Source organism: Rossellomorea sp. y25, assembly GCF_038049935.1.
GTDB lineage: Bacteria > Bacillota > Bacilli > Bacillales > Bacillaceae_B > Rossellomorea.
In genome coordinates this window covers 3,500,735-3,514,655 of sequence record NZ_CP145886.1, presented here as the reverse complement: position 1 = coordinate 3,514,655, position 13,921 = coordinate 3,500,735, and the positions used below count along the sequence as shown (strand labels likewise).

The window sequence follows — 13,921 nt, the reverse complement described above, 5'->3', positions numbered from 1 at the left end:
GATAAAATGAAAGAATATAAGAAATGTCAGAGTTGTGCCATGCCCTTAAAGAAAATGGAAGACCGCGGTACTGAGAAGAATTCAGAAAGAAGTTCGATGTACTGTAAGCATTGTTATCAAGAAGGGGAATTCACCCAAAAAGACATCACAGTAGAAGAAATGAAGCAATTTGTAAAGAAAAAGTGTATTGAAATGGGTTTACCGATGTTTATGGCAGGGATGTATGTAAAAAACCTTCATAAATTGTACAGGTGGCAATAGTCATTATACACTCATGTAAAGAGGATGTTAGAGGGTGCAGCGTCTCTGATGAGTTTAAATATAACCGGCTGTCTTTTTAGTTGGAGTAACTAAACGAGGTGAAAGAGATGGTGAGAAGAATATAGATTGCCTCCTCAATTTGATTTGTATTAAATTTTGGAGGCTAACTAATTAAGCAGGAGTTGGAAATAGTATGAAGCAAAATAAGTATGATGATGTGAATTTTTTTTCTGAATATAAAAATATGGAACGTTCCGTTAAAGGTCTTGAAAGTGCGGGAGAATGGCACGTATTAAAAGAGCTTTTACCCGAACTCCGAAATAAGAGTGTACTTGATTTGGGATGCGGTTTTGGCTGGCATTGTCGCTATGCTCGGGAACAGCAAGCAAAATCTGTTATCGGAGTGGATATATCTGAAAACATGCTTCAGCAAGCCCGCGAAATGACCAATGATCCTTTCATTTCTTACATTAAGATGCCAATCGAAGACATTGATTTTTCTGATTCCCAATTTGATGTTGTGATCAGTTCATTGGCTTTTCACTATATTGAGTCCTTTGCAGCAATCTGTAAAAAGATCTATGATAGTTTACAGCCGGGAGGTTCTTTTATATTTTCAGTTGAACATCCAATGTTCACTTCCCGAAAGGAACAAGATTGGTATTGTGATGACCAAGGGAATCGTTTACATTGGCCGGTTGACCGTTACCAATTAGAAGGCATACGTGAAACAACGTTCCTGACCGAAAATGTTGTAAAATATCACCGGACATTTTCTACTTATGTCAATGACTTACTAAATGCAGGCTTTAATATAAGGAAAATGAAAGAACCAGTTCCCTCTAACGAAATGTTAGAAACTGTGCCTGAAATGAAAGATGAACTCCGCAGACCTATGTTCTTGATCATCTCAGCAGAAAAGTAATGCGTATCATCACTCTTACAAAATGTAGGGGCAATTTTCGCCTTCCCCTAAAGGATCTTCTAGCGGAAGGGTATGCAAGCTTTCTTCCCTTTAAGCAAAGAAGACTCGTCAATTGACGAGTCTTCTTTGCTTATATTTGCTGTCAAACTCTATAAGTATATCATTATAGCTTTGGAGATCGGTTTAAGCACCTCAAAAAGGACCCCCATACCACTTCTTTCTATGAAGTCTTGACAGATTCACTTGATACCATCTTTGAAGGGACTCTGATCCCGGTTTCTTTGATCAGAATGTCAGGCTTGGACTTGAGAAGAGAGAACAATACACATCCTGCTATAACAATGACACTGCCGACAGCTTGTAGCCCATTCATCTTTTCCCCGAGAAAAACAAAGGCCAATAAGGCTGTGAACACAGGGTTGAAGTTCAAGAACAATCCTGAAGTACTCGGCCCCAGGTTATTCACCCCGATATTCCATAAGACCATGCATACAACCGTGGAAATCACGCCGGTATATAAGATGGACTGCACGAAAGAGGCATCAACATTTGTCACCAGGAAAGTAGAAAGGTTAAAAGGAAGAAGGATGAGAAGGCCAAATAGTCCTGAGTATAAAATGGACATCATGGGAGTGACGGTCTTCATTGCCCACTTACTGCAAACGGAATAGATTCCCCACATCACAACCGCAGCCAGCATATAGAGATCCCCTTCATTAAATTGCAAGGAATAGACCATCTCCACTTTCCCTTTGGACAGGACGAGCAACACGCCAAAGAGTGAGATGAACATGGATGACAGTTGAAATGCGTTCATCTTTTCCTTCAGAAAAATAAAAGAGATCCCGGCAATGGAGAACATATTTAACGTAGAGATCAGGCCCACATTGGTGGCAGATGTCTTTTCCAAAGCCATGAATTGCAGTGCCTGAAAAAGGGCTACCCCCGTCAGGCCCATGAAAAATAAGGGCAGGATCGATTGAATGGGTGGAACCAGCTTCTTTTCTTTCCACCAGACAATCGGGAACAGACAGACGATGGCGATTGCCCACCTTAATATGGTCAACGTTCCCGGGGATGCATGTTCCACAAGGGTTTTCCCCACGATGAAATTGCCTCCCCAGAGAAGACTTGTCAGTAACAACAGATAATAATATTTCACGTCATTCAGCCCCTTTTCGAAGAGCCATTGTGCACAATGACATTGTCTATAAGAATAATTTTAACATTTTCCTGATAATACAAAAGAACTTATTGTATAATGATTATTAATCGAAATATATGAAAGTGTAATAGGGTTTTAGGTTATAAAAATTCATATATACATAGTTTTATCAGTGGTTTTTGGAACAATTGAAAAGGGTGGATGGAGCATGGAGACGATTGTAAGCAGGGTTTTGGACCAAATGGATCTCAAGCTGTTGGATTTGCTTCAAAAGGATGGGCAACTCAGTAATCTGGAACTGTCGAAGCGGGTCAATTTATCAGCACCCGCCGTACACGCAAGGATCAAACGGTTGGAAATGGAAGGATATATCAAAAAGCAGGTAGCCATTCTCAACCATGAAAAACTGGGATTTGACTTGTTATGCTTCGTATTTATGAGCACGAATGAACATCGTACAGAAAAACTGGAAGCTGTTGAGGGGACATTGGAATCAATGGAAGAAGTCCTTGAATGTCATTGCTTGACCGGGGAATATGATTACCTCTTAAAAGTGGCATGCAAGGATCGCAAGGGATTGGAACTCTTTATCAGAAGGCTGAATGAAATGGGGATCACCAAGATTCAGACGAGCTTGGCGTTGAGGGAAATCAAGGATTCTACGGTGTTGCCGATACAGGGATAATGAGGGTGACCCTCAGATCTTACGGATTAGTGATGACCATCTCACCTTCGCCATTTACAATCACTTGAGTTGTTAGTGTAGAAGAGCGAATAAATGAATGATGTATTGCCATATAATAATAGTAAGGATTGACAAATTTAACCTGTATCATTTACATTTGTTCTAACATATATTAGATCACTTACATTCCATGACGAGAACGAGTAGATATGGAATCTGTTCTACAGAGAGTTGACGATTTGGTGGAAGTCAACGTTCAGATCATATTGAATATCCTCTCCGAGAAGCAAAGCTGAAGGTACTTTAAGCTTTGACGGGTTTCCGCCGTTAAAAGGAACGCGTATGATTGTACGTTGCATGAGTGCTGTCACGTAAACTTGAAATCGAGTTTATGGATAGAATCAGGGTGGTATCGCGGGTTATAACTCGTCCCTAACATTGGTTAGGGGCGGGTTTTTTTATTTACAAAAAAATAGAGGGTGATGACATGAAAAAGGTGAATGTAAACGAAAAGTCGGTCGAAAGAGAGCAGCGGATCCAGGATTTCTGGAATTCGAATCATATTTTTGAAAAGTCAGTGACAAACCGTGAAGGGCATAAGTCGTTCGTCTTCTATGAAGGACCTCCGACTGCCAATGGGCTTCCACATGCCGGTCACGTCCTGGGGCGTGTGATCAAAGATTTTGTCGCAAGGTATCAGACCATGCGTGGATATCAAGTCAAACGTAAGGCAGGCTGGGACACACACGGTCTCCCGGTGGAATTGGGCGTCGAAAAGAAAATCGGCGTGTCCGGTAAACAAGAAATCGAGGAATACGGTGTTGAGAAATTCATTGAAGAATGTAAAAAGAGTGTTTTCGATTATGAGAGGCAGTGGCGCACCTTTACGGAGGCAATCGGATACTGGGTGGATATGGATGATCCCTATGTAACCCTTCAAAATGATTATATCGAAAGTGTCTGGCACATCCTTTCGAAGATCCATGAGAAAGGTTTGCTCTATCAAGGGCATCGGGTAACCCCATATTGCCCGAGCTGTCAAACGTCCCTCAGTTCCCATGAGGTAGCTCAAGGATATAAGGATGTAAAAGATTTATCCGCGACAGCTAAATTCAAGGTGGAAGGGAAAGAGCATGAATACTTTCTGGGCTGGACGACAACACCTTGGACGCTACCTGCCAATGTGGCGCTCGCCGTCCATGAAGACGTGGATTACGTGAAAGCCAAACGGGGTGAAGAGACGTATATCCTGGCAAAGTACCTTGTGAACGATGTGTTGGGAGACGACTTCGAGTTGGTCAGTGAGCATAAAGGGTGCGAATTTGTAGGGGTTTCGTATCAGCCGCCGTTCAACAATCTCACGCTCGACCGCGGGCATGAAGTGATTTCGGCATCGTTTGTGACCGATGACAGCGGAACCGGGATTGTTCACCTGGCTCCCGCTCACGGTGAAGATGATTACAATGCCATCAAAGAAAGTGGATTGGATTTTGTCAATATCGTGGATGAGAAGGGTTGTTACACCAGAGATTTCAAGCCTCTAGAAGGAGAATTCACAAAGGACAGCGACGTGAAGATCATCAAAATGCTCGCGGATAGCCACCTTCTCTTTTCCAAGGAGAAGTATGAACACAGCTATCCACACTGCTGGCGCTGTGACTCACCACTTCTCTATTACGCAATGGAAGGCTGGTTCATCAAGACAACGGCCGTAAAAGAGACCATCTTAAAGAACAACCAATCCGTCGAGTGGTATCCGGATCATATGAAAGAAGGAAGGTTTGGGAAATTCCTTGAAAATATGGTGGATTGGAACCTGGGGAGGAACCGTTACTGGGGGACTCCGCTGAACGTCTGGGTTTGCGGGGGCTGTGACTATCAGTTCGTCCCTGGAAGCGTTCAGGAGCTGAAAGAACATGCGAAAAGGGGTTGGAGGGACAATCTTGAACTTCATAAACCATATGTCGATGAAGTCATCGTGGAGTGTCCGTCCTGTTCTCATGAAATGAACAGGACGAAAGAAGTCATCGATGTCTGGTTTGACAGTGGTTCGATGCCGTTTGCACAGTATCATTATCCATTTGAAAACAAAGAGTTATTTCATCAGCAATTTCCTGCAGATGTGATTGCCGAAGGGGTGGACCAGACGAGGGGCTGGTTCTACAGCTTGTTGACGGTTTCCTCCCTCTTCACAGGGAAAGCCCCATATAAGCGCGTATTGTCACTCGGACACATACTGGATGAAGACGGACGTAAAATGTCTAAAAGTAAAGGAAATGTCATCAATCCAATGGATCTCGTTGAGAAATTTGGGGCAGATGCTCTCAGATGGGCATTGCTTGCAGATAGTGCCCCGTGGAACAACAAACGCTTTTCAGAAAACGTCGTCGGCCAGGCTAAATCGAAGCTGGTCGACACGCTGAATAACGTTCATTCCTTTTACACCCTGTATGCAGTGATTGATGGTTTCGAACCTCATAAACACGAGGCTGGAACTCCTTCTCTACTCGATCAGTGGATGTTATCACGACTGAATTCGGTTATCAGAAACGTAACGGACCATTTAGATCAATATGACTTTACCGCAGGAGCAAGAGAATTATCCATCCTGGTTGATCAGGTGAGTAATTGGTATATCCGCAGATCACGTGAACGCTTTTGGAGCGAAGGGTTGAATGAAGATAAACTGGCTGCGTTTCATACATTGAATCGAGTATTAGTCAGTGTAAGCCGATTGCTGGCACCATTCACTCCGTTCATTGCAGAGGATATCCATATAAACTTGACCAATGAAAGCGTCCATCTGGCTGATTTTCCTAAAGTAAATCAGGAAGACATCAATCCAGCATTGGAAACGGAAATGGATCGCGTCTTACAAGTAGTCGAACTTGCCCGATCTGCCCGTAATACGACGAATATTAAAACAAAGCAGCCTCTATCCAGGCTTACGATAGTGGGAGCAAAAAATGATACAGAATTACTTAGGAAGTATGAATACATCATTCAAGATGAAATCAATGTAAAGAATGTACAATTGCAGGACCAGGCAGGAGATTCCGTGCAATATGAATTAAAGCTGAACTTCCCGACTGCAGGTCCGAAACTCGGTAAGCTCGTGGGCCTTGTGCAGAAACATTTACAATCGTTAGATCATGAAGAAGCAAGCAAGGTTGTAGAACAAGGCTATCTTGACTTTGAGTCTCCAACTGGAGAAAAGGTTTCAGTGGAGAAAGATGATCTCATCGTTCATCAAAAGACACATCAAGGGTTGGAAATGGTTTCAAACTCAACTTTCAGTGTTTTCCTGGATACGACCATCACAGAAGATCTGCGTAAAGAAGGGAAGGCCCGTGAGCTTGTTCGAGCCGTTCAGCAATATAGAAAAGAATTGAACCTGTCTGTAGAACAGCGTGTGCACCTTGTGCTGGATGTCAATGATTCAATGAAAGAGGTAGTGGAGAAATTTGAAGATTTACTGCAGGGCAGTCTCTTGATCAAGAGCATGACGTTTGAGAAATTAGAAAGCATGAAGACAGTCGAGATTGATGGTGACAGCATAGGGATATTTGTAGGAGTGTAATTATTCACATAACCGTTTTAGGGCTTATCCGAATTTGGGTAAGCCCTTATTTTGTCTTGAGATGTGAATGCTCAGAGATAAATAAGTCTGAGGTATTGTATGGTGATCGCCTTATCTACTTCTGATTATACCCTCGTTCTCCATACGGCTGCAGTTTCTCCAACCACTTTTCCTCCAACTCCTCCAGAGCTTCTTTTTCAGTCACAAATGGATCATCATTCTTTTTCAGTTTTTCCAACAGCTCGAATGCAAAAGCGTCTTTCCCGTACTGGTTCCATTCGGTTTGTAACCCTTTGCTGGTGGTGAATCCATTGTTTTCAAGCATGAACTTGATTCCGTTCAGGGTCTTCAAGTTTTTTGTGCTTCCGATATAGATTTTATTGTTTTGCTGATTTACGATTTGAAAGACACCTGCTTCAATCGGTGTTTCTTTATATTGTTGTTTTAACTCTCTTTTACGATCCATGTTAGGACCTCCTGTTCGTTCTTTACTTCTTTAACCAGTACTTGCTTCCGTCGGATTTACGGTCTATAAACCCATATTCAATGAGATATCTTCTGATGAGCACATAATCGTCATAAATGTCTTTTAATACATGATTTAATTCCTTTTCATCGTACATATCGTTTTTCTTCAACTGTTTCGAAATCTCACGAAGAATGACCAGCCTTTGCTTTTCCTTTGGGGGGAATTTCGTCAATGCCCCGTCAGAGAAGTACTTTTTCACGATCTGCTCCTGTTCGGTCTGTGTAATATTGTACCGTTCGTCCACCATGGTGGCTGTCTTATGAACAGGGACAAACGTCGGGGCATTATCGTCTTTTTCTTTCAGCAATTCCATCATCGCCAGGAAAGTCTTGGCCTGACGCTCCTTTTCTTTTAATGCAAACCGGTGATGGCGGATAGTGGACGCACTTCCGATATCCAATTCTTCCTTGATTTCTTTGTCATTTTTCCCTTGATAAAAGAGGGTCAATAAACGTTTTTGGTGATCGGTAAGACCCGTGAGCTTTTTATCCATTCCAATTAAATAATCGAATACAGATAGGTGCGTACGTTCAATATGAACGCCCATATATTTTTCAGCGAGGTAAAATTTATCTTCGTAAGGATAGACCATGCCTTTTTCAATGATCTCTCCGCACATAAGACAAATAAAGGAATCTTCTTCTTCTATAAAACCTCTTTTCATTTCTTCCAAAGAGGCACTCCAAAACAAGTTGGAAAGCTCCATTCCTTAACACGCCCCTTTCTTTTTATCTTCAACGAAATTATTACACAAACAAATTTTAAACATGTTTGTTATTTTATAAACATAATATAAAATTGTTTGTTATTTGTCAAATGAAATGGTGATGTTCATCCATTTGAGTATTAGGTGATCACAGTCTCCAAATAGATCAATCAGCAGACTTACCCAAAAATCCAATCACAGTGTGGACCTGATGCAAAGGGCGTGGTATCTTCAGATTATCAAGGTATGAAAATCTCTAAATTGAATGGAACGGAGGCCGAAATGGATGAACGACGTGACGAACATTCAATGTGAAAACATAACAGATGATATCATTCAGGAATACCAACAAAAGGGCTATAAGATGGTATTCCAAGAATATGTGATGGAACACTCCTTAACTGATTTCCCCAAAATCGAAGCACCTTTTCCTTTGATTTTCAAAAGTTGGTCACCATCATTGAAAGAACGATTTTATGAAGTTTACGAGGCTTCATTTAAGCACCGACCCGGTTTTCCCGGATGGCCGAGGGAGAAGTGGGTGGAGTGGATATCGTCCGGTTCTGATTTTCTAGCGGAACGGTCCTATATCGCGACTGTCAATGACCAGGCGGTAGGGTTCATTGCGACCGATCAGGAGACTGATACAACCGGGTATATCATTCAAGTGGGTGTAATTCCGGAGTGGCGGGGAAAAGGGGTCGCTGCTGTATTGATTTGCAAATGCTTAGAAGACCTCCGTCATGATGGAATGAAATCCGCCGCCCTTCACGTGAATCAAAACAATCCCGGAGCCATAAAGCTTTATGAACGTATAGGATTCAAGACTGTGCGGAAAAGAGGCACGTTTGGATTGATATCTTAGGGTATCCAGAATGGAAGGATACGCTTATTTTTGCTGTAGTTTAAGGAGAGAATAATGAGAGTAGAATCTAAGTCTTTCAATTGTGTTAGAAATAAGATTGAAATCAAGAAATAAGTGGTGTACGATAAAAAGAATATTTTAAGGATTGCCACTCGGTAGAAAGAAAAAATGAGATACCCATGCAGCGAACTATATGATTTTTCCACAATAGGTGAAGAAATCCTGCATTCGTTTTGTGGAGAGGTCTTTTTTTCATTTAAGGAGGAGGCCGACATGCTACATTACATAAATGGACTAGCGGACTTTTTCTGGCAGCATGATATTTATTTCCGGATCGTAGTGAGTGCGGTATTGGGATTCGTCATCGGATGGGACCGATCAGCGAAGAACAAGCCCGCTGGATTAAAAACATATACGTATGTGTCAGTGGCATGTACGTTGATCACGATCGTATCGATTGAAGGCGCAGAGATGCTCAGTCAGCCGGATAGCGGAAAAATGATGGATCCCTTCCGTCTGGCTGCCCAGATCGTATCAGGGCTCGGGTTTCTAGGTGCAGGCGTGATCCTGAAAGATGGACTGCGGGTGAAGGGACTCACTTCCGCTGCGATGATCTTCTACGTGGGGGGTGTCGGAATCGGAATTGGAGCAGGGTTTTATTCGATTGTCATCTTCGCCACCCTCGTCACTTTCATCATGACGAGGGTTGGAAATTTCTTTGAAGAACGGGAGATCAAAGCCATGAGCCTGCCGAAGATGCGGAAGAAAAACGAGGAAAAAGATGAGAGATGAAGCTTGCAACTCGAGTGATGAGGTTTCTACTTGATGGGGGCACGAAAATGGGGTAAGACCCTCAGCGAGGTGAAGTAGATTACTATGATCCAAACGAGCTTTGCGTTAAGGGAGATCAAGGTTTCTACTGTGTTACCAATACAGGGGTAAAACTAAAATCGTGCGGAAAAAAACTACTATGTTATTGAACGAATAAGGCAATAGCCAGGTGTCTCTGGCCATTGCCTTATTTAGCTTGTTATTTTAGGTATTCTCCTTAAAGTATAGTATTTCGACAAATCCTCATACTACCTTTAGGGAGGATGAAGGATGCCTAAAATAGAAATGTGCCTAAAAGAAAATATAGAACATATAAGGAATACCTTTCACGACACATCTGACCTTATCGTAAGAAATTTAAAGTCTGGCTGCGAAGGTTCCCTTGAAATGAATATTGTCTATTTGGACGGAATTATCGATACGGATGTTATTCAGGATTATGTGGTCAAGCCGTTATTAGAACCATTTGAGACTGAAGGTTTGAATGAATCACTCATCGATCAAATCATGGAAAGAATAGTTGAATCGGCAGATGTGAAAACGACTACTCAGTATCAAGAATTGACCAATGGCATCGTACAAGGAAGTACTGTCTTATTAATTGACGGGTTTCCAGAAGGCATCATAATACCATCTCCTAAGTGGGCAGAAAGAAGCGTCGAAGCGTCAATTGGAGAACGTTCAGTAAGAGGTCCACAAATTGGATTAACAGAAAAGATAAAAACAAATATCAATTTGATAAGAGGTTCATTAAAAACGCCGGATTTGTGTGTGGAAACAGTAGAAATTGGCACCAATTCACCAACATCTGTTTCCATCTTATATATAGATGGTACTGTCGATAACGGGATATTAAAAGAAGTCAAAAAGAGGATACATAGCCTTACCGTAAAGTACGTCCTGAGTGAAAGAGTAGTAGAGGAAGTACTAGAAGGAAAGCCAAAAACATTTTTTTCCCGGCTAAGACATTCAGAACGAATTGACGGGGCAGTTTCATCCTTATTTGAAGGAAGAGTGGTAGTGATGGTGGACGGGTACCCTTTCGCCATCATTGCTCCTGCTTTATTTATTGATTTTATTCAGGCACCCGATGATTACCACATATCAATGGGCAGATTCACCAGCCGAATCATCCGTTTTATCGCCTTTCTATTAGGAATATACCTGCCAGCGGTTTACATAGCATTAGCAAATTTTCATAAAGATGACATACCCACCAAGATTTCAAAAGCTATCATTTCTGACGATGAGATATTGCCAACCTTTTGGGAAATCGCCATTCTTTTATTCTTGGTCAGAATATTAGTAGACGTTTCGTTTCGTCTTCCGCAAAGTGCAGTCATATTGGTGTCTTTAATCGGGACCATCGTCATTGGCGAAACGGCGGTCACCGCCAAATTAATCCACCCCGTCAGTCTGATCGTCATAGGGATAACCGCTCTTTCCAGTTTCTTGGGAGCAAACAGAGGACTGGTGGGACCTGATGCCACCTTAAGGATAGTATTTTTATTAACGGCTAACTTTTTTGGTTTTAATGGAATCATCATTGGGACAACCATTCTAATGTTGTATATGGTGAGTCTGAAATCGCTCGGTGTTCCTTATCTTTCTCCTATCATTCCTTTTAAGATGCAGGAATTAAAGGATACGTTTTATCGAGAAGATTTACAGAGGCTTACTAATAGCAAGCATACTTATACTAAGGATGGTGATTGATCAATAGCAATAACCCTTTAATGTGCAAATTGCAATGGAAGGATAGGATCAAGACCATCCTGCGGTCAGTAGAATATCAAGGGTTTTTAAGAGGTACTATTAGGATACGTCCATTCTCAATACAGCTGTCGCAGCTGTATTTTTTTGTAGGGAATTCAATCGTCAAAGGGATATTGGATATGATTGTTTTGTAAAAAAAATGAAATCCCATTGCCATCTTTTAGTTAATATTGTACTATTGTGAATAATCAGACATATATATTAGACAGGTTATCGTCTAAGGGTAGAGATGCGGAGAATCCCTGTGACCAATGAATTGCATGACACTTATTTGTGATGCAGTTTATTGTTCATGGGTTTTTTTATGAAAAAAAAGGGGAGGAATTGGCATGAAGTTCAAGGTTTTATCATTCGTTTTAGTGTTGATGGTTGTTCTTGCCGGGTGCAGCAGCAGTGATACCGCCGGGGGTGAAACGACGGAAATCGATTTCTGGTTCCCGGTAGCGGTTGGCGGGGATGTTGCGAAGATCGTTGATGGGTTTGTGGCGGATTTTGAAAAAGAGAATCCTGACATCAAGGTGAATGCGAAATATGGCGGCAGTTATGCTGAAACGATGACCCAAGTCATGGCATCTGCTCAAGCTGGAAATTCACCTGAGCTTGCCGTCTTATTCTCCATCGATTTGTTCACATTGCTTGAGAATGATCTGATTGAAGAATTGACTCCGATGTTTGATCAAGGGTATTTGAATGATTTCTATGATGGATTCATGGCGAACTCTTCCATCGATGATAAGGTGTACAGTTTGCCATTCCAGCGCAGTACCATCGTCCTTTATTATAACAAGGACGCCTTCAAAGAAGCAGGGCTGGATCCGGAAGCTCCACCTGAAAACTGGGATCAGCTGGTGGAATACGGGAAGAAGCTGACGAAAAATGGAGGAAAGGACCAGTGGGGACTTGAAATTCCAAGTACCGGTTACCAGTACTGGATGTTCCAGGCTTTAGCGCTTCAGACTGGAGACAACATCATGTCTCAAGATGGTAAGGAAGTACATTTCAATGCACCATACTCAAAAGAAGCGATGGAATTCTGGTTATCCCTTGGAAAGGAACATAAAATCATGCCGGAGGGTGTCATTGAATGGGCGACGGTTCCTTCTGACTTCCTGAGTGGAAAAACGGCGATGATGTATCATACGACAGGTAACCTGACGAATGTGAAGAACAATGCGGACTTTGATTTCGGTGTGTCCTTCCTGCCGGCGAACAATGAGTATGGTTCCCCTACTGGAGGAGGAAACATCTACTTGTTCAAAGATCTTCCAAAAGAGAATAAGGAAGCTGCAATCAAGTTCATGAAGTTTCTTACAGAGCCTGAGCGTGTTGCTCAGTGGTCGATCGATACAGGATATGTAGCCACAACCGAATCAGCTTATGAAACTGATTTATTGAAAAAGTATGTAGAGGAATTCCCTCCTGCACTGGTTGCCCGCGAGCAGCTTGAGTATGCAGAAAGTGAACTCGCAACCTATCAAAATGGTGAAGTGCAGAAAATCTTCAATGACCATATTCAATCGATCCTGACGGGTCAAAGCCCGGTTGAAGAAGGGTTGGAAAACGCACAAGAGAAAGCAGAAAAAGTGTTGGAGCCTTTCCAGGAATAAGAATGCAGCAGAATAATGAAGTGAGTGAAGCTCAAGTGAGGATTGTGCTGACTTGAGCTCCTGCTTCACAAGAAAGGTGGGTCCGATTCATGACAACAAAGCAAAGAAAACTCAGTTCCCGAACGAGAAATAATCTGTTTGCCTACGGGCTGCTGTTTCCTTCTTTCATATTTTTGAGTTTGTTTACGTTTTACCCGACGATCAAATCAATCCAGTTAAGCTTCTACAGTGGCCCGATGACCAGGCTGCAATTTTCGGGACTTGAACAATATAAAGGAGTTTTGGAGGATGAGATATTCCGGAAGGTCATTCTGAATAACATCCTCTTCATGATCGGTACAGTGCCGACAAGTTTGTTCCTGGCGATGTATCTTGCCATCTGGCTGAATAAAAAAATGGCCGGAAGCTCTTTGCTTCGTACGTCATTTTTCTACCCGACGATCGTTCCGTTGATTGCGGTGGCAAATATTTGGCTTTTCATCTACACCCCGCAGTATGGATTGCTCGATAACTTTCTGCATATGTTCGGACGGGATGACACGAACTGGCTGGGGGATCCAAACACCGTCATGATCGCGATGATTGTCATGATCATCTGGAAAGATGCCGGTTTCTTCATGATCTTTTATCTGGCAGGTTTGCAAAATCTACCGAGGGACGTGTATGAAGCGGCTGAGATGGAAGGGGCGAAACCGTTCCAGATGTTCCGTCATATCACCTTCCCACTGCTGATGCCTACGACGCTGTTCGTCATGATCGTGGCGATTACGAATTCATTTAAAAACGTCGACCACCTGTACATCATGACCAAGGGTGGACCGGATAATGCCAGCAATCTATTACTCTACCATATCTATGAAGTGGCATTCACGAACTGGGATTTAGGTAAAGCAGCGGTGCTGACCGTGATTTTGATCGTCATCATGCTCGGAATCACAGCATTCAATTATTTGTACCTTGATCGGAAAATCCATTATTAAGGAGGGGAAGA

The 13,921-nt window shown here is 42.3% G+C and carries 12 protein-coding genes and 1 other annotated feature; of the genes, 9 read left to right on the top strand and 3 right to left on the bottom strand.

Features of this window, described 5'->3' with window-relative positions; genetic code table 11:
• Nucleotides 1-6: 6 nt before the first annotated feature.
• A complete protein-coding gene (locus AAEM60_RS17775) occupies nucleotides 7-261 on the top strand; it encodes a zinc ribbon domain-containing protein (protein WP_341356811.1) in 255 nt (84 codons plus the stop codon).
• Between the two features lie 193 nt (nucleotides 262-454).
• Complete coding sequence (locus AAEM60_RS17770) at nucleotides 455-1,186, top strand: class I SAM-dependent methyltransferase (RefSeq protein WP_299739224.1); 732 nt, start codon at nucleotides 455-457, stop codon at nucleotides 1,184-1,186.
• A gap of 220 nt (nucleotides 1,187-1,406) precedes the next feature.
• Here AAEM60_RS17770 and AAEM60_RS17765 read toward each other — a convergent pair whose 3' ends face one another.
• Nucleotides 1,407-2,348 (bottom strand): DMT family transporter, encoded by a 942-nt coding sequence (locus AAEM60_RS17765; protein WP_341356810.1) that lies wholly within the window; start codon nucleotides 2,346-2,348, stop codon nucleotides 1,407-1,409.
• 211 nt (nucleotides 2,349-2,559) lie between these two features.
• On the opposite strand from AAEM60_RS17765, the gene AAEM60_RS17760 reads away from it, so the two are divergent.
• Nucleotides 2,560-3,036: an Lrp/AsnC family transcriptional regulator gene (locus tag AAEM60_RS17760; protein ID WP_299739221.1), complete on the top strand. Its 477-nt coding sequence runs from the start codon at nucleotides 2,560-2,562 to the stop codon at nucleotides 3,034-3,036.
• Nucleotides 3,037-3,217: 181 nt separating this feature from the next.
• Nucleotides 3,218-3,473: a binding site (T-box leader), on the top strand.
• Nucleotides 3,474-3,523: 50 nt separating this feature from the next.
• Nucleotides 3,524-6,616, top strand: coding sequence for an isoleucine--tRNA ligase (ileS, locus tag AAEM60_RS17755; RefSeq protein ID WP_341356809.1), 3,093 nt, complete (start codon nucleotides 3,524-3,526; stop codon nucleotides 6,614-6,616).
• A 115-nt stretch (nucleotides 6,617-6,731) separates the two neighbouring features.
• Here ileS and AAEM60_RS17750 read toward each other — a convergent pair whose 3' ends face one another.
• Together AAEM60_RS17750 and AAEM60_RS17745 are read right to left on the bottom strand one after the other, a co-directional pair.
• The gene (locus tag AAEM60_RS17750; protein WP_341356808.1) at nucleotides 6,732-7,082 is read right to left on the bottom strand and encodes a GIY-YIG nuclease family protein; all 351 of its coding nucleotides are present in this window, start codon (nucleotides 7,080-7,082) and stop codon (nucleotides 6,732-6,734) included.
• Nucleotides 7,083-7,104: 22 nt separating this feature from the next.
• Nucleotides 7,105-7,851: a DUF2087 domain-containing protein gene (locus tag AAEM60_RS17745; RefSeq protein WP_299739215.1), complete on the bottom strand. Its 747-nt coding sequence runs from the start codon at nucleotides 7,849-7,851 to the stop codon at nucleotides 7,105-7,107.
• Between the two features lie 286 nt (nucleotides 7,852-8,137).
• Here AAEM60_RS17745 and AAEM60_RS17740 point away from each other — a divergent pair, with 286 nt between their 5' ends.
• The 5 genes from AAEM60_RS17740 (at nucleotide 8,138) to AAEM60_RS17720 (ending at nucleotide 13,910) form a co-directional block, all read left to right on the top strand.
• Complete coding sequence (locus tag AAEM60_RS17740) at nucleotides 8,138-8,716, top strand: GNAT family N-acetyltransferase (RefSeq protein WP_299739213.1); 579 nt, start codon at nucleotides 8,138-8,140, stop codon at nucleotides 8,714-8,716.
• A 273-nt stretch (nucleotides 8,717-8,989) separates the two neighbouring features.
• Nucleotides 8,990-9,508 (top strand): MgtC/SapB family protein, encoded by a 519-nt coding sequence (locus AAEM60_RS17735; RefSeq protein ID WP_299739212.1) that lies wholly within the window; start codon nucleotides 8,990-8,992, stop codon nucleotides 9,506-9,508.
• Between the two features lie 309 nt (nucleotides 9,509-9,817).
• A complete protein-coding gene (locus AAEM60_RS17730; protein ID WP_299739210.1) occupies nucleotides 9,818-11,263 on the top strand; it encodes a spore germination protein in 1,446 nt (481 codons plus the stop codon).
• Between the two features lie 389 nt (nucleotides 11,264-11,652).
• The gene (locus tag AAEM60_RS17725) at nucleotides 11,653-12,930 is read left to right on the top strand and encodes an ABC transporter substrate-binding protein (protein WP_299739208.1); all 1,278 of its coding nucleotides are present in this window, start codon (nucleotides 11,653-11,655) and stop codon (nucleotides 12,928-12,930) included.
• A gap of 89 nt (nucleotides 12,931-13,019) precedes the next feature.
• Nucleotides 13,020-13,910, top strand: a complete 891-nt coding sequence (locus AAEM60_RS17720) for a sugar ABC transporter permease (RefSeq protein WP_341356807.1) — start codon at nucleotides 13,020-13,022, stop codon at nucleotides 13,908-13,910.
• Nucleotides 13,911-13,921: the final 11 nt, after the last annotated feature.